Genomic DNA, 14,695 nt, shown 5'->3' with positions numbered 1-14,695 from the left:
GCCGGAGGGAACGGATGCGCCGGAGGGGACGGATGCGCCGGAGGGGACGGATGCGTCGCAGACGCCGAAGGCGCCGCCGCTAGCGGCACGGGATGCGCAGCACCAGCCGCGCGCCCCCGCCGGGCCCCGGCGCCGGCAGTGCCCGTACGTCGCCCCCGTGCGCCCGCGCGATCTCCCGGGCGATGGCCAGGCCGAGCCCCGTCCCGCCGCTGGCCCGGCCCCGGTCCGCGTCCAGCCGTACGAACCGCTCGAACACCCGGTCCCGGTCCGCCTCCGGGATCCCCGGACCGTCGTCGGTGACCTCCAGCACCGCCCAGGTGCGTCCGCCCGCTGTGTCCGCCGCCGCCCGCACCACCACCTCGGCGCGCGCGTACCGCAGGGCGTTGTCCACGAGGTTGGCCAGCGCCCGCTCCAGCCGCGCCGGGTCTCCGGCGGCCGGTACGGGCGAACGCGCGTCCAGCCGCAGCGCCACCCGGGGGCCGCCCCGGCGCGCCACGTCCTCCGCGGCCAGCAGCGCCAGGTCGACCGGCTCGCTCCGCGGCCGCGGCCCGCCGTCGAGGCGGGCCAGCAGCAGCAGGTCCGCCGCGATCCGCTGGAGCCGCTCGGTGTCGGCCAGCGCGGCCGCCACCGACTCCCGGTCGGGGCGGTCCATGGCCAGGGCCACCTCCAGCCGGGAGCGGACGGCGGCCAGCGGATTGCGCAGCTCGTGCGAGGCGTCCGCGGTGAACTGCCGCTGCCGGGCGTCGGCGCGCTCCAGCCGGTCCAGGGTGCCGTTGACGGTACGGGCCAGCTGCGCGATCTCGTCCGCCCCGCCCGGGTCCGGAACCCGCCGGTCCAGCTCGCTCGCGGTGACCGCCTCCAGCTCGTTGCGGATGGCGGTCACCGGGCGCAGCGCGAGCCCGGTCACCCACCAGGCCAGGGCCGCGGCGAAGGCGATCAGCGGGGGCGCGCCCGCCAGCAGCCCGACCGCGACGGCCCCGGTCGCGTCGTCGACGTCGCCGAGCACGGTCACGGCGTACACGGTGTGCGGGTCGTGCGCGCCCGGCGGACCGGCCGCCTCCACCGCGACCGCCACGCGCCGCTCCCCGCCGGGGCGGGCGGGCGGCAGCACGGCCGACCGCGAGTCCTCCCCCGAACCACTTCCGCCTGAGCCCCCGCCCGATCCGCCCCCGGGCCCCAGCCCGCCGAGGTCCCCGAGGTCCGGGACATCCGCCGGATCGCCGCTGGTCGCCACCGTGCGCCCCTGGGCGTCCCGTACGAGGACCAGGTCCACCCCGCGTTCGGGCGCGGGCAGCCGCCCGCCGGGCGGCAGAGTCCGGCTGTCGACCTGGGCGGCGACCTTGCGGGCGGCGAGCTCGGTCCGGCCGGTGGTGTTGTCGAGCAGGTTGGCGCGCAGCAGGGCGTACAGCCACAGGCCCCCGGTGGCCAGGACGGCGGCCATCGCGAGGGCGGCGGCCATCGCCGTACGCGCGCGGACGGTACTAGCCACCGTCCGGGGCCATCCGGTAGCCGGTCCCGTGGACGGTGAGGATCGAGCGGCGGCCGAACGGCGCGTCGATCTTCCGGCGCAGCGAGGAGACGTACACCTCAACGATGTTCGGGTCGATGCCGTGCGGGGTGTCCCAGACCTCGTCGAGGATGTCCTGCTTGGCGACGGCCCGCCCGGGCTGCTCCATCAGGCAGGCCAGTACGCCCAGTTCGCGGGCGGTGAGCTCGATGTCGTGGGAGCCGCGGCGGCAGCGGCGGCCCTGCGGGTCGAGGAGGAGGTCGCCGGCCTGGAGGGTGCTGCGGTCCGGGGCGCCCGCGCGGCGGGCCAGCGCCCGGATCCGGGCGGCGAGGACCACGAAGGAGAACGGCTTGGTGAGGTAGTCGTCGGCCCCCGAGTCCAGACCCTCGGCCTCGTCGTACTCGCCGTCCCGGGCGGTCAGCATCAGCACCGGGGTGGTGTCGCCGTGGGCGCGCATGCGGGTGCAGATCTCGTAGCCGCTCATGCCCGGCAGCATCAGGTCGAGGAGGACCACGTCGTACGGGCCGCCGGCGAGGGCGAGGTCCAGGCCGCGGTGGCCGTCGTGCGCGACCTCGACCAGGTGCCCGTCGGCGGACAGGCCTTGCCGCAGGGAGTCGGCGAGGCCTTCTTCGTCTTCGACCACGAGGATGCGCACGGCTCAAGCGTCACATATCGGGCCGAGGTGCCGGAATCGCCCCGGTTCGCCGCCGGTTCGCTGCCCGGTTAGCCGCCGGCCCGCTCCCGCTTCGCTCCCCGCCTCAACCGCCCGGGCACTCGCTGCTGTCGCCGCCGCTGCGGCACATGTGGCCCGAGCGCGTGGAGGCCGGGTCGGGGTGGGTCTCCTGCGGGGACGCTCCCCGGTACGAGGTGCTCGCCATCATCAGCAGCACCCCGGCGACCAAGGCGCAGAGCGCACCGTGCACGGCCACCGAGAACCACGCGCGCCGCCGGCCGAACCCGAAGGCGGCCGCGGCGCACACGCAGCACATCACGCCGAGGAACGCGTACGCCTCGAAGCTCAGCGGCACGCCCTGCCAGTGGGAATCCTCGGGCACGTAAGGTGCGATCAGGCCGAACTCCGTGAGGGCGGCCCACAGGACGCCCGCGACCAGGACCGCGGCCGCCAAGGCGCCCGTGAAGAGGGCCAGCACGAGGTCCGCCGCCCAGTGGAGGGGCTGCCGAGGCTGTGTCGTCATGCCCCGCAGTGTCGGGCCGGGACGCGGCCGGACGCCTGAGTACGGATACTCAGCGCGTGCCCTGCGCCCGCGCGGCCGAGGCTCCGGCACCGTGCACCCCCTCAGAGCCGTGCGCCCCCTCCGGTCCCGGCCCTGCCGCCGGCGCCCCCGATCCCGGTCCCGCAGCCGACGCCCCAGACACCCCAGGCGCCCCAGACACCCGAGGCGCCCCAGACACCCGAGGCGCCCCGGACACCCGAGGCGCCCCGGACGCTCCCGCGGCCGGCGCCCCCGGCGCCCCCGAGGCCCGCCCCCGCCTCCGCGCCAGCGCGTCCCGGGAGGCCGCGCCCACGGCCCACACCGGGAACACGAGCGAGAGCACCCCCACCGCCCCGGGCCCCAGCCAGACGAACACGCCGGGCTGTACGGCCGTATCGGCGGACGGCCCGAGGACGAAGGCCGTCCGCGGCCCGTCCGGCCGGGTGTCGAAACTGGTGTCGACCTCGACCCGCGGGATCGTGAACGATCCGTCGCCGGCCGCGAACGACCCCTCGCACATCCAGTGTTCGTCCCCGTCCGAGTCCTGCTCCGCCACGCACCGCGAGGCGAGGAAGGTGCCCTCCACCCCGGCCACCTGGGCCGCCAGCCGCGGAACGGAGCCCGACAGCATGTAGATCCCGGCCGCCAGGCCGACGGCGATCGGTAGGAGGTGGCGCGGACGCACGCCGGAGTTTGTCCTGGTCATGGCGGGAGAGTAATGAGATCGAACGCCCGTGCGCCGGGTTTTCGCCGGTTCCGCGGGCCGCTCCGCCGCAACGCCCGCCGTCGAGAATTGGCACTCCGCTTGACCGAGTGCTAATCGCCGGAATAGTGTCGCACCTGGCACTCGCCACCGGTGAGTGCCAACACAGCGACAGGCAGGTCCGGCACCCGCGACGACGGATCGACCTGGTCGCCACCTCAGACAGTTAACCCCGGATCTCCGAAGGGGGAGGTCGGATCGTGACGACCGCCAGCTCCAAGGTTGCCATCAAGCCGCTCGAGGACCGCATTGTGGTCCAGCCGCTCGACGCCGAGCAGACCACGGCCTCCGGCCTGGTCATCCCGGACACCGCGAAGGAGAAGCCCCAGGAGGGCGTCGTCCTCGCCGTGGGCCCGGGCCGCTTCGAGGACGGCCAGCGTCTCCCGCTGGACGTCAACGTCGGCGACATCGTGCTGTACAGCAAGTACGGCGGCACCGAAGTGAAGTACAGCGGCGAGGAGTACCTCGTCCTCTCGGCTCGCGACGTGCTCGCGATCGTCGAGAAGTAATTCGCTTCAAGTTTTGATTTGAGCTGCGCCCCTGGTCACCCTGCTGATGCCGGGCGGCGAGGGGCGTAGTTCGTTCCAGGCGGTGGCGGTCGCGGTGAGCGGCCGATCGCAACGAGAGGACTGAACCGCTCCCATGCCGAAGATTCTGAAGTTCGACGAGGACGCCCGTCGCGCCCTCGAGCGCGGCGTCAACAAGCTTGCCGACACGGTCAAGGTGACGATCGGCCCCAAGGGCCGCAACGTCGTCATCGACAAGAAGTTCGGCGCCCCCACCATCACCAACGACGGTGTCACCATCGCCCGCGAGGTCGAGCTGGACGACCCGTACGAGAACCTGGGCGCGCAGCTCGTGAAGGAGGTGGCGACCAAGACCAACGACATCGCGGGCGACGGCACCACCACCGCCACCGTGCTGGCCCAGGCGCTGGTCCGCGAGGGTCTGCGCAACGTCGCCGCGGGCGCGTCCCCGGCCGCCCTGAAGAAGGGCATCGACGCCGCGGTCAAGGCCGTGTCCGAGGACCTCCTCGCGACCGCCCGCCCGATCGAGGACAAGTCCGACATCGCCGCCGTGGCCGCGCTCTCCGCGCAGGACCAGCAGGTCGGCGAGCTCATCGCCGAGGCGATGGACAAGGTCGGCAAGGACGGTGTCATCACCGTCGAGGAGTCCAACGCCTTCGGCCTGGAGCTCGAGTTCACCGAGGGCATGGCCTTCGACAAGGGCTACCTCTCGCCGTACATGGTCTCCGACCAGGAGCGTATGGAGGCCGTCCTCGACGACCCGTACATCCTGATCAACCAGGGCAAGATCTCCTCCATCCAGGACCTCCTGCCGCTGCTCGAGAAGGTCATCCAGGCCGGCGCCTCGAAGCCGCTGCTGATCATCGCCGAGGACGTCGAGGGCGAGGCGCTCTCCACCCTCGTCGTCAACAAGATCCGCGGCACCTTCAACGCGGTGGCCGTCAAGGCCCCGGGCTTCGGCGACCGCCGCAAGGCGATGCTTCAGGACATGGCCACCCTCACCGGTGCCACCGTCATCGCCGAGGAGGTCGGCCTCAAGCTCGACCAGGCCGGTCTGGACGTACTGGGCTCCGCCCGCCGCGTCACGATCTCCAAGGACGACACGACCATCGTCGACGGTGGCGGCAGCCACGAAGAGGTCGTCGGCCGTGTCAACCAGATCAAGGCCGAGATCGAGTCCACGGACTCCGACTGGGACCGCGAGAAGCTGCAGGAGCGCCTGGCGAAGCTCGCCGGCGGCGTCTGCGTCATCAAGGTCGGCGCCGCCACCGAGGTGGAGCTCAAGGAGAAGAAGCACCGTCTCGAGGACGCCATCTCGGCGACCCGCGCCGCGGTCGAGGAGGGCATCGTCTCCGGCGGTGGCTCCGCGCTCGTCCACGCCGTCAAGGTCCTCGAGGACAACCTCGGCCTGACCGGCGACGAGGCCACCGGTGTCGCGGTCGTGCGCCGCGCCGCCGTCGAGCCGCTGCGCTGGATCGCCGAGAACGCCGGCCTCGAGGGCTACGTCATCACCTCGAAGGTCGCCGAGCTCGAGAAGGGCCAGGGCTTCAACGCCGCCACCGGCGAGTACGGGGACCTGGTCAAGGCCGGCGTCATCGACCCGGTGAAGGTCACCCGCTCCGCGCTGGAGAACGCCGCGTCCATCGCCTCCCTGCTGCTCACGACCGAGACCCTGGTCGTCGAGAAGCCGGCCGAGGAAGAGGGCGACGCGGGCCACGGCCACGGTCACGGCCACAGCCACTGATCGGGCACCGCGCTCGGAAGGCCCCGTCCCGCATCCGCGGGACGGGGCCTTCCCGTGTGTGCGGGGCTACATGGCGCCCAGTTGGCGCATCAGGCCCATGGCGTCCAGGTGCCACCAGCCCTCCGCGATCATCCCGTCCTCGCAGCGGAACGTCGTGGTGCCGGTCATGGTGCACTTCTTGCCGGTCGGGGCGATGCCCTGGAACTCGCCCTTGTGGGTTCCGGCCCAGCTCCACACCGTGGTGACGTAGTCGCCCTCGGCCAGCTGCGCGTCGGTGGTGAAGCGGTAGTCGAAGGCGTCGCGCCAGGCCGTGATGTCCGCGCGCACGGCGTCCCGTCCGATGACGGGAGCGTCCTTCATGGTGTCGTGGTCGACGTACTGCGGCGCCATCATCTCGTCGAGGACGTCGAGGTTCCCCTTCGTGAGGCACTCGTCGAACATCCGGTTCACCATGTGCTTGTTGATGTTCTCGTCGCGGACCACGTCGAGGTTGGTGAAGGTCGGCATCCCCTCGCACAGCGCCACCATCTCCTGGAACATCGTGTCCGTCTCCGGGAGCTGAGAGTTCCTCATGGCCTGTTCGTACGAGGGGAATTCGACCACGTCCACGTAGTGGTTCTCGTTCTCGCGGTCCTTGCCCACGATGCTGTGGGTGACGGTGCGCTTGCCCTGGCTCTGCGAGACGTACCGGTCGAGCAGCTGGTTGAGGTCGTCCTGCCGACTGGTCTTGTAATCGATTATCTGTACGAATGTCATGGCGTCTCCCGGGCTGGATGGGACACGTCCATTTTAGGGAGATTTCACCCATTCGGCGGGTTTACCGGCGAGTTAACGGGCTACTGGGGTCCGTACTTGCGGCCCGTCCGGGACGAGACCCCGCCCAGCAGCCCGCGCGGCGTCAGCTTCACCACGCCCATCAGCGCCTTGTACCGCGGATCGGGGATCGACACCGTCTTGCCGCGCGCCAGGTCCGCCAGGGCCGCGGCCACCAGCTTGTCGGCGTCGAGCCACATCCAGCCGGGGATGTTGTCGGTGCCCATGCCGGCGCGCTGGTGGAACTCGGTGCGCACGAAGCCGGGGCACAGGGCCATCAGCCGCACCCCGGACCCGGCCAGGTCCCGCGCCGCGCCCTGGGTGAACTGCACGACCCAGGCCTTGCTCGCCCCGTAGGTGCCGCGCGGTACGAACGCCGCCACCGAGGCCACGTTGATCACGCCGCCGCGCCCGCGCGAGCGCATCGACCCGGTCGCCGCCGAGGTCAGCCGCAGCACCGCCTCGATGTGCACCTTGAGCATGGTGAGCTCGTCGGTCATGGAGACCTCGAGGTAGCGGCCCTTGTTGCCGAAGCCCGCGTTGTTGACCAGCAGGTCCACCGGGTGGGTGCGGTCGTCGAGCCGCCGCTCGACCGCCGCGATGCCCTCCTCCGTGGAGAGGTCGGCGGCCAGCACCTCGGCCTCGATGCCGTGCCGGTCGTGCAGTTCGGTGGCCTGCTCGCCCAGCCGCTTGGTGTCACGCGCCACCAGCACCAGGTTGTGGCCCTGGGCGGCGAGCCGCCGGGCGAAGGCGGCGCCGATGCCCGCCGTGGATCCCGTAATCAACGCAGTCGTCATAGGCGCAACCTAGCCGCCCCGGGTGACGGCGTTACCTCGCCCCGTCCCCGGCCCCGTACTTCTCCAGGTACTGCCGCACCCGGTCATGGGCCTCCGGCTCCATCGCCGCGCCCGCCGCCAGGGTGCGCGGCAGCAGGGCGCGCTCGGTGGTGAAGGCGCGGAACCACAGCTGCACCGTCACGTCGTGCTCCGGACGGTGGATGATCTCGATGCCGTCGCCCGGAGAGACCGTCCCCTCCTCGATCACCCGCAAGTACGCGCCCGGCCGTGCCTCCTGGGTGAACCGCTTGACCCAGGCGCTCTCGCCGAGGACCCCCTGGAAGGTCCGGCACGGGATGCGGGCCGAGGCCACTTCGAGGACCAGGTCCGCGCCCACCCGCCACCGGTCGCCGAGGCGCGCGGTGTTCAGGTCGATGCCGGAGGTGGTGAAGTTCTCGCCGAACAGACCGGCGGGCAGTTCGCGGCCGAGCTCCGCCTCCCACAGGTCCAGGTCCTCGCGGGCGTACGCGTAGACGGCCTGGTGGTCGCCGCCGTGGTGGCGCCGGTTGCAGACGGCGTCGCCTTCGAGGCCGCTGCCCAGGCCGGTGGCCTTGTCGCCGGGCGCGACCACCCGGACCGGTCCGGGGACCGGGCGCTTGCCGTGGCCGGTCAGCCCGCTTTCCGCGTCGGCGTAGTCGACGGCCGTGGCGCGGCCGAGGTTCACGGAGATCAGATGCATGGCGCCCATGAAAGCAAACTAGCCGAGCAGCCCCAAAGCGGCGAGGGGATATTCGCTCGGCGGTCAAAGCTGGGCTTATGCTCAAGGGGTGATCGAGGCACGTCATCTCCGTGTTCTGCGCGCTGTCGCCGGGACCGGGTCCTTCTCCGCCGCCGCCCGCGAGCTCGGCTGCACCCAGCCGGCCGTCTCCCAGCAGATGAAGGCGCTGGAGCAGTCGGCCGGCACCCCGCTGCTCATCCGCACCGGCCGCGAGATGCGGCTGACCCAGGCCGGCGAGGCCCTGGTCCGGCACGCCGCGGGGATCCTGGCCGGGCTGACCGCGGCCGAGGAGGAGGTCGCGGCCATCGCCGGGCTGCGCGCGGGCCGGGTCCGGCTGGTGTCCTTCCCCAGCGGCAGCTCCACGCTGGTGCCCACCGCGCTCGCGGCGATGCGCGCCGAGCACCCGGGAACCCGCATCTCCCTGGTCGAGGCCGAACCGCCGCGCTCGGTGGAGATGCTGCGCGAGGGCGACTGCGACCTGGCCCTGGCCTTCCGCTACGGCGGGTCGGCCGGATCCGCCGCGGAGTGGGAGGACCTGGTGGTGCGCCCGCTGCTGACCGACCGGCTCGTCGGACTGGTCCCCGAGGGCCACCGGCTGGCCGGGGCGGAGCGCGTGGGCATGGCGGAGCTGGCGGACGAGCCGTGGATCGCGGGCTGTCCGCGCTGCCGCCGCCATCTGGTGGAGGTGTGCGAATCCGCGGGCTTCACCCCGCGGATCGACTTCGCGACCGACGACTACCCGGCGGTCGTCGGCCTGGTGGGGGCGGGGCTGGGCGTCGCCGTGCTGCCGGAGCTGGCGGTGGAGTCCGTACGGGCCAAGGGCGTCAGCACGGTGGCCGTGGAGCCGGCCGTGGAGCGGGAGGTCGTGGCGCTGACCCTGCCCGACCTGGCCCGGGTGCCGGCCGTCGCCGCCACCCTGGCCGAGCTGGAGCGGGCCGCCACGCGCTGACCGTACGTCTCTGGCAGGTACGTACGGCCGAACGCGTGATGTTGCGCCCCGGACCCCGGACCCCGGCGCGCCCGGTGGGCGCGATGGATCGAAGGAACGTTCCTTCGTGTGCTTGTTCGCCTGTTCAGTGGGGCGTGATCGGTCCGATCGCGCTGGACGCGGGGATCAGGCGGTGGCGCGCGCGGCCCATCAGCTCCTCCCGCTCGTCCTCCGTCAGCCCTCCCCACACTCCGTAGGGCTCGCGGACGGCGAGCGCGTGCGCGGCACATTCCGCGCGGACCGGGCATCGCATGCAGACCTCTTTAGCCGAGGCCTCGCGCGCGCTCCTGGCCGCGCCCCGCTCGCCTTCCGGGTGGAAGAAGAGGGAGCTGTCGACCCCGCGGCAGGCGGCGAGCAGCTGCCAGTCCCAGAGGTCGGCGTTCGGTCCGGGGAGGCGGGAGAAATCTGCCATTGGTAGTCCTCTTGGTGCCGGTACTGAGGCGGATACGGTCCATGTCTCCAAGGGTCTCCACACCTACTGTCGGAGTAGATGTAAATATGACTCATTGGGAATCTAGCCTCAGACACGTGCCAAACGGAAGAAAAGCCGCCAAATAGGGCATAGCTCCAGATGGAGGACAGTTGCCTTGTGGCGTCCGTGTCGTGTTCGCTTCCTCACGTAGAGTGCCGAAGGTGTCCGTCCGACCCGTAACTCTTTCGAGTGACCATCGTTGAGAGTGCGAAGGCGGTTGAACCAATAAGTTCTCGGACAGGTGTCCGGGGGCATCGACCGCACAGGTGACGATACGTACCAGCCTGGAGGCTCAAGGTGACGCGCATCAGCAGCTGCGGAGGGCGGTCATGACATCCGTCCTCGTCTGCGACGACTCCCCGCTTGCCCGAGAGGCGCTCCGCCGCGCGGTTGCCACCGTGCCCGGCGTCGAGCGTGTGACGACGGCTGCCAACGGCGAGGAAGTCCTCCGCCGCTGGGGTGCCGACCGCTCCGACCTGATTCTGATGGATGTACGGATGCCCGGGCTGGGGGGTGTCGAGACGGTCCGCCGGCTGCTCTCGGCCGACCCCGGCGCCCGCATCATCATGCTGACGGTCGCCGAGGACCTGGACGGCGTGGCCCTCGCGGTCGCCGCCGGCGCCCGGGGATACCTGCACAAGGACGCCTCGCGCGCCGAACTGCGGGCCACGGTCACCCAGGCCCTCGCCGACCCGACCTGGCGACTGGCCCCGCGCCGGCTCCGCTCGGCCGAGATGGGCGCCGCGCCCACGCTCACCGCGCGCGAGATCCAGGTGCTGGAGGGCATGAGCCACGGCCGGTCCAACGCGGAGATCGGGCGCGAGCTCTTCCTCTCCGAGGACACGGTCAAGACGCACGCCCGCAGGCTGTTCAAGAAGCTCGGCGCCTCGGACCGGGCACACGCCGTCGCGCTCGGCTTCCGCTGGGGCCTGGTCCGCTGACCCTCGGGTCACGGCCCGGTCCGACGACCGTGAGCCCCGTCGTACCCGGTGCGCACCCGGGGATTGGCGGGGCACAATCCGGGGGACGTGTCGCTTCGTGCGCGATGCCGCATCCTTGAGGGTGTGCCGCATTCTTGGAAATGTGGGATCCCCGTCCTGGGGATCATCCGGCGAGCGGGAGGGGAGGGTGCAGACCATGAGTTCCGGCGCACCCGCTCATAACGCTTCGATGCACGAAACCGGCCGTGGTGCCACGGAACCTCCGGCGCCAAGGCACCATGGATTGATGCGCGACGACGAGGCCCTGGGGTCACCCGCGGCCACAGGCCCGACCGGCGCCGCCAAGGGCGGCAGTGCCGGAGCCGTCAGCGCGCTCGTACGCCGGGCGGTGGAGGGCGACGAGCAGGCCACGCACGACCTGCTCGCCTTCGTTCACCCGCTCGCGATCCGCTACTGCCGCACCCGGCTGTCGCGGCTCCCGGGTGACGCCCGCCACTTCGTGGAGGACCTGGCGCAGGAGGTCTGCGTCGCCGTCCTGATGGCCCTGCCGCGCTACCGGGACACCGGGCGGCCCTTCGAGGCCTTCGTCTTCGCCATCGCCGCGCACAAGGTCGCCGACCTGCAGCGGGCCGCCATGCGGCACCCCGGCAGCACGGCCGTCCCGTCCGACGAGATGCCGGAACGGCCCGACGACTCGCTCGGCCCCGAGGAGCGGGCGCTGCTCAGCAGCGACGCGGCCTGGGCCAAGAAGCTCCTCGCCAACCTGCCGGAGAACCAGCGCGAGCTCCTCGTCCTGCGGGTGGCCGTCGGGCTGACCGCCGAGGAGACCGGGCAGATGCTCGGGATGTCGCCGGGGGCGGTACGGGTGGCCCAGCACCGGGCCCTCAGCCGGCTGCGCGCGCTCGCCGAGCAGTAGGAGCCGCTGGACCCGTCCGGCGGTTCATCGTAGGAAACAACGAAACTTCCGATCGGTCTGGCTCGTGGAATGAGACGCTGCGGGATCCCGTTAGCATGGACATCCGCGCTGAGCAAGACCATTTGGGAAGGTGTCATGACTACCGACGGAGTGCCCGACAAATTCGCCACGCTCGGACTGACCTACGACGACGTGCTGCTGCTGCCGGGCGCGTCGGACATGGCCCCGGACGAGATCGACACCTCCTCCCTCATCTCGCGCAACGTCCGGGTGAACGTCCCCCTGCTGTCCGCCGCCATGGACAAGGTCACCGAGGCCCGCATGGCCATCGCGATGGCCCGCCAGGGCGGCGTCGGCGTACTGCACCGCAACCTCTCCATCGCCGACCAGGCCAACCAGGTCGACCTGGTCAAGCGCTCCGAGTCCGGCATGGTCACCGACCCGATCACGGTGCACCCCGATGCGACACTGCGCGAGGCCGACGAGCTCTGCGCGAAGTTCCGGATCTCCGGCGTCCCGGTCACCGACCCGGCGGGCAAGCTGCTCGGCATCGTCACCAACCGCGACATGGCCTTTGAGTCGGACCGCAGCCGCCAGGTGCGCGAGGTCATGACCCCGATGCCGCTGGTCACGGGCAAGGTCGGCATCTCGGGCGTGGACGCCATGGAGCTGCTGCGCCGCCACAAGATCGAGAAGCTTCCGCTGGTCGACGACTCGGGCATCCTCAAGGGCCTCATCACGGTCAAGGACTTCGTCAAGGCCGAGAAGTACCCGAACGCCGCCAAGGACAAGGACGGCCGGCTGCTGGTCGGCGCGGCCGTCGGCGTCGCCGGTGACGCGTACGACCGCGCCCAGGCCCTGATCGAGGCGGGCGCCGACTTCATCGTCGTCGACACCGCGCACGGCCACTCCCGGCTGGTCGGCGACATGGTCGCCAAGATCAAGTCGAACTCCTCCGTCGACGTCATCGGCGGCAACGTCGCCACCCGCGACGGCGCCCAGGCGCTGATCGACGCCGGCTGCGACGGCATCAAGGTCGGCGTCGGCCCCGGCTCCATCTGCACCACCCGCGTCGTCGCCGGCATCGGCGTCCCGCAGGTCACCGCGATCTACGAAGCTTCGCTCGCCGCCAAGGCCGCGGGCGTCCCGGTGATCGGCGACGGCGGCCTCCAGTACTCCGGCGACATCGCGAAGGCCCTGGTCGCGGGCGCCGACACGGTGATGCTCGGCTCGCTGCTCGCGGGCTGCGAGGAGTCCCCGGGCGAGCTGCTCTTCATCAATGGCAAGCAGTTCAAGTCGTACCGCGGCATGGGCTCGCTCGGCGCGATGCAGTCCCGCGGCGACCAGCGCTCCTTCTCCAAGGACCGCTACTTCCAGGAGGGCGTGGGCGGCGACGACAAGCTCATCCCCGAGGGCATCGAGGGCCAGGTGCCCTACCGCGGCCCGCTCTCCGCGGTCGTGCACCAGCTCGTCGGCGGCCTGCGCCAGTCGATGTTCTACGTCGGCGGCCGCACGGTTCCCGAGCTCCAGGACCGGGGCCGCTTCGTGCGGATCACCTCGGCGGGCCTCAAGGAGAGCCACCCGCACGACATCCAGATGACGGTCGAAGCACCGAACTACAGCCGCAAGGGCTGACGGGTACGATCGGCTGATCCATGACAGTTGCTCCAACAGGGGGGTCTGATGCTCTACGCGGTGAAGTTCAGTGAGGAGGCGGCCCGCATCCGTGACGGGCTGCCGCCCGAGCGGCGCGCGCTGCTGGAGCGGGGCCTCTCCGTCCTGGCCCAGGACCCCCGGCCGAAGATCTCGATAGCGGTTTCGGGCGACGAGGCGACCCGCTCCCTGGCGCTGACGCCGAACATCGGCATCGAGTACCTCGTCAGCGACGGACTCCTGCTGGTGCTCGTCGTACACGTCGTCGACTTCACCCAGGTCCTTGTGGAGGAGTGACCGAGAGCCTTTGGTCCGCCCGTCGGGGATACTGGACGGGCAGACCCAGAGGAAAGGCCACCACACGTGACTGAGATCGAGATCGGGCGCGGCAAGCGCGGCCGCAGGGCGTACGCGTTCGACGACATCGCCATCGTCCCGAGCCGGCGTACCCGGGACCCGAAGGAGGTCTCGATCGCCTGGCAGATCGACGCGTACCGCTTCGAGCTCCCCTTCCTGGCCGCCCCCATGGACTCGGTCGTCTCCCCGCAGACCGCGATCCGCATCGGCGAGCTCGGCGGCCTCGGCGTGCTGAACCTCGAAGGCCTGTGGACCCGCTACGAGGACCCGCAGCCGCTGCTCGACGAGATCACCGAGCTGGACGAGCAGGCCGCGACCCGCCGTCTCCAGGAGATCTACTCCGCCCCGATCCAGGCGGACCTGATCCGCCAGCGCATCAAGGAGGTGCGCGACTCGGGCGTCGTCACCGCCGCCGCGCTCTCCCCGCAGCGCACCGCCGAGTTCTCCAAGGCCGTCGTGGACGCGGGCGTGGACATCTTCGTGATCCGCGGCACCACCGTCTCCGCCGAGCACGTCTCGGGCGCCGCCGAGCCGCTGAACCTCAAGCAGTTCATCTACGAGCTCGACGTCCCGGTCATCGTGGGCGGCTGCGCCACCTACACCGCGGCCCTGCACCTGATGCGCACCGGCGCCGCGGGCGTCCTGGTCGGCTTCGGCGGCGGCGCGGCGCACACCACGCGCAACGTGCTCGGCATCCAGGTCCCGATGGCGACCGCCGTCGCGGACGTGGCCGCGGCCCGCCGCGACTACATGGACGAGTCCGGCGGCCGCTACGTGCACGTCATCGCCGACGGCGGCGTGGGCTGGTCGGGCGACATCCCGAAGGCAGTCGCCTGCGGCGCCGACGCCGTGATGATGGGCTCCCCGCTGGCCCGCGCGACGGACGCGCCGGGCAAGGGCAACCACTGGGGCATGGAGGCCGTCCACGAGGACGTGCCGCGCGGCAAGAAGGTCGACCTGGGTACGGTCGGCACCACCGAGGAGATCCTCACGGGCCCGTCGCACACCCCGGACGGCTCGATGAACATCTTCGGCGCGCTGCGCCGCTCGATGGCCACCACCGGCTACAGCGAGCTCAAGGAGTTCCAGCGGGTCGAGGTCACGGTCGCGGACTCGCAGCACAGCCGCTGACGGCTCCCGTACGTACGCCGGAGGGCCGGCCCCCCCCGCGGGGGGGCGGCCCGCCCGCGGACCCCGGGGGGGGGGGGGCGTGGGTGTGCCGGATGGGCGGTGGGGTTTTAACAAA

General features: G+C 71.7%; 16 protein-coding genes. 8 read left to right on the top strand and 8 right to left on the bottom strand.

What is annotated here, in order from left to right; genetic code table 11:
* Positions 1–79: 79 nt before the first annotated feature.
* The 4 genes from ACFWP3_RS33495 to ACFWP3_RS33480 form a co-directional block, all read right to left on the bottom strand.
* On the bottom strand, positions 80–1,489 hold the full coding sequence (locus ACFWP3_RS33495) for a sensor histidine kinase (RefSeq protein ID WP_384228640.1): 1,410 nt from the start codon (positions 1,487–1,489) through the stop codon (positions 80–82).
* Positions 1,482–2,162, bottom strand: coding sequence for a response regulator transcription factor (locus ACFWP3_RS33490; RefSeq protein WP_384228638.1), 681 nt, complete (start codon positions 2,160–2,162; stop codon positions 1,482–1,484). The genes ACFWP3_RS33495 and ACFWP3_RS33490 overlap by 8 nt, the downstream gene beginning before the upstream one ends.
* Before the next feature lie 103 nt (positions 2,163–2,265).
* Positions 2,266–2,703, bottom strand: coding sequence for a DUF6234 family protein (locus ACFWP3_RS33485; protein WP_384228635.1), 438 nt, complete (start codon positions 2,701–2,703; stop codon positions 2,266–2,268).
* Positions 2,704–2,752: 49 nt separating this feature from the next.
* The gene (locus ACFWP3_RS33480; RefSeq protein ID WP_384228632.1) at positions 2,753–3,427 is read right to left on the bottom strand and encodes a hypothetical protein; all 675 of its coding nucleotides are present in this window, start codon (positions 3,425–3,427) and stop codon (positions 2,753–2,755) included.
* 257 nt (positions 3,428–3,684) lie between these two features.
* Here ACFWP3_RS33480 and groES point away from each other — a divergent pair, with 257 nt between their 5' ends.
* A complete protein-coding gene (gene groES, locus ACFWP3_RS33475; RefSeq protein ID WP_007265952.1) occupies positions 3,685–3,993 on the top strand; it encodes a co-chaperone GroES in 309 nt (102 codons plus the stop codon).
* 133 nt (positions 3,994–4,126) lie between these two features.
* Complete coding sequence (gene groL / locus ACFWP3_RS33470; protein WP_384228629.1) at positions 4,127–5,755, top strand: chaperonin GroEL; 1,629 nt, start codon at positions 4,127–4,129, stop codon at positions 5,753–5,755.
* 66 nt (positions 5,756–5,821) lie between these two features.
* Here the strand turns inward: groL and ACFWP3_RS33465 are convergent, their stop codons facing one another.
* The 3 genes from ACFWP3_RS33465 to ACFWP3_RS33455 all read right to left on the bottom strand — a co-directional run bounded on the left by ACFWP3_RS33465 (position 5,822) and on the right by ACFWP3_RS33455 (position 8,083).
* Positions 5,822–6,511: an ester cyclase gene (locus ACFWP3_RS33465; protein WP_384228627.1), complete on the bottom strand. Its 690-nt coding sequence runs from the start codon at positions 6,509–6,511 to the stop codon at positions 5,822–5,824.
* 80 nt (positions 6,512–6,591) lie between these two features.
* On the bottom strand, positions 6,592–7,365 hold the full coding sequence (locus tag ACFWP3_RS33460) for an SDR family NAD(P)-dependent oxidoreductase (protein WP_384228624.1): 774 nt from the start codon (positions 7,363–7,365) through the stop codon (positions 6,592–6,594).
* A gap of 31 nt (positions 7,366–7,396) precedes the next feature.
* Positions 7,397–8,083 carry an MOSC domain-containing protein gene (locus tag ACFWP3_RS33455; RefSeq protein ID WP_384228694.1) on the bottom strand — a complete coding sequence of 229 codons (687 nt, stop codon included), beginning with the start codon at positions 8,081–8,083 and terminating at the stop codon, positions 7,397–7,399.
* Between the two features lie 88 nt (positions 8,084–8,171).
* Here ACFWP3_RS33455 and ACFWP3_RS33450 point away from each other — a divergent pair, with 88 nt between their 5' ends.
* Positions 8,172–9,071 carry a LysR family transcriptional regulator gene (locus ACFWP3_RS33450; RefSeq protein WP_384228621.1) on the top strand — a complete coding sequence of 300 codons (900 nt, stop codon included), beginning with the start codon at positions 8,172–8,174 and terminating at the stop codon, positions 9,069–9,071.
* Positions 9,072–9,195: 124 nt separating this feature from the next.
* Here ACFWP3_RS33450 and ACFWP3_RS33445 read toward each other — a convergent pair whose 3' ends face one another.
* Positions 9,196–9,522, bottom strand: coding sequence for a WhiB family transcriptional regulator (locus ACFWP3_RS33445; protein WP_069921560.1), 327 nt, complete (start codon positions 9,520–9,522; stop codon positions 9,196–9,198).
* A 389-nt stretch (positions 9,523–9,911) separates the two neighbouring features.
* Here ACFWP3_RS33445 and ACFWP3_RS33440 point away from each other — a divergent pair, with 389 nt between their 5' ends.
* The 5 genes from ACFWP3_RS33440 to ACFWP3_RS33420 all read left to right on the top strand — a co-directional run bounded on the left by ACFWP3_RS33440 (position 9,912) and on the right by ACFWP3_RS33420 (position 14,580).
* Positions 9,912–10,523, top strand: coding sequence for a response regulator transcription factor (locus ACFWP3_RS33440; protein WP_003948568.1), 612 nt, complete (start codon positions 9,912–9,914; stop codon positions 10,521–10,523).
* A gap of 286 nt (positions 10,524–10,809) precedes the next feature.
* The gene (locus tag ACFWP3_RS33435) at positions 10,810–11,439 is read left to right on the top strand and encodes a sigma-70 family RNA polymerase sigma factor (protein ID WP_266574431.1); all 630 of its coding nucleotides are present in this window, start codon (positions 10,810–10,812) and stop codon (positions 11,437–11,439) included.
* Positions 11,440–11,574: 135 nt separating this feature from the next.
* Positions 11,575–13,074, top strand: coding sequence for an IMP dehydrogenase (gene guaB, locus ACFWP3_RS33430; RefSeq protein WP_384228617.1), 1,500 nt, complete (start codon positions 11,575–11,577; stop codon positions 13,072–13,074).
* A gap of 48 nt (positions 13,075–13,122) precedes the next feature.
* Complete coding sequence (locus ACFWP3_RS33425) at positions 13,123–13,389, top strand: hypothetical protein (protein ID WP_384228613.1); 267 nt, start codon at positions 13,123–13,125, stop codon at positions 13,387–13,389.
* 66 nt (positions 13,390–13,455) lie between these two features.
* Positions 13,456–14,580: a GuaB3 family IMP dehydrogenase-related protein gene (locus ACFWP3_RS33420; RefSeq protein WP_362582920.1), complete on the top strand. Its 1,125-nt coding sequence runs from the start codon at positions 13,456–13,458 to the stop codon at positions 14,578–14,580.
* The last annotated feature ends 115 nt before the right edge of the window (positions 14,581–14,695 follow it).

The organism is Streptomyces sp. NPDC058525 (assembly GCF_042719495.1).
Lineage (GTDB): Bacteria > Actinomycetota > Actinomycetes > Streptomycetales > Streptomycetaceae > Streptomyces.
The sequence above is the reverse complement of the archived record's forward strand: the minus strand, read 5'-3'. Positions and strand labels throughout refer to the sequence as shown.

Bases quoted from the DNA above. Each gene is read 5' to 3' on its own strand.
- ACFWP3_RS33485 (WP_384228635.1), bottom strand. From the start codon at position 2,703: ATGACGACACAGCCTCGGCAGCCCCTCCACTGGGCGGCGGACCTCGTG.
- ACFWP3_RS33480 (WP_384228632.1), bottom strand. From the start codon at position 3,427: ATGACCAGGACAAACTCCGGCGTGCGTCCGCGCCACCTCCTACCGATC.
- groL (WP_384228629.1), top strand. From the start codon at position 4,127: ATGCCGAAGATTCTGAAGTTCGACGAGGACGCCCGTCGCGCCCTCGAG.
- ACFWP3_RS33465 (WP_384228627.1), bottom strand. From the start codon at position 6,511: ATGACATTCGTACAGATAATCGATTACAAGACCAGTCGGCAGGACGAC.
- ACFWP3_RS33460 (WP_384228624.1), bottom strand. From the start codon at position 7,365: ATGACGACTGCGTTGATTACGGGATCCACGGCGGGCATCGGCGCCGCC.
- ACFWP3_RS33455 (WP_384228694.1), bottom strand. From the start codon at position 8,083: ATGCATCTGATCTCCGTGAACCTCGGCCGCGCCACGGCCGTCGACTAC.
- ACFWP3_RS33445 (WP_069921560.1), bottom strand. From the start codon at position 9,522: ATGGCAGATTTCTCCCGCCTCCCCGGACCGAACGCCGACCTCTGGGAC.
- ACFWP3_RS33440 (WP_003948568.1), top strand. From the start codon at position 9,912: ATGACATCCGTCCTCGTCTGCGACGACTCCCCGCTTGCCCGAGAGGCG.
- ACFWP3_RS33435 (WP_266574431.1), top strand. From the start codon at position 10,810: ATGCGCGACGACGAGGCCCTGGGGTCACCCGCGGCCACAGGCCCGACC.
- guaB (WP_384228617.1), top strand. From the start codon at position 11,575: ATGACTACCGACGGAGTGCCCGACAAATTCGCCACGCTCGGACTGACC.
- ACFWP3_RS33425 (WP_384228613.1), top strand. From the start codon at position 13,123: ATGCTCTACGCGGTGAAGTTCAGTGAGGAGGCGGCCCGCATCCGTGAC.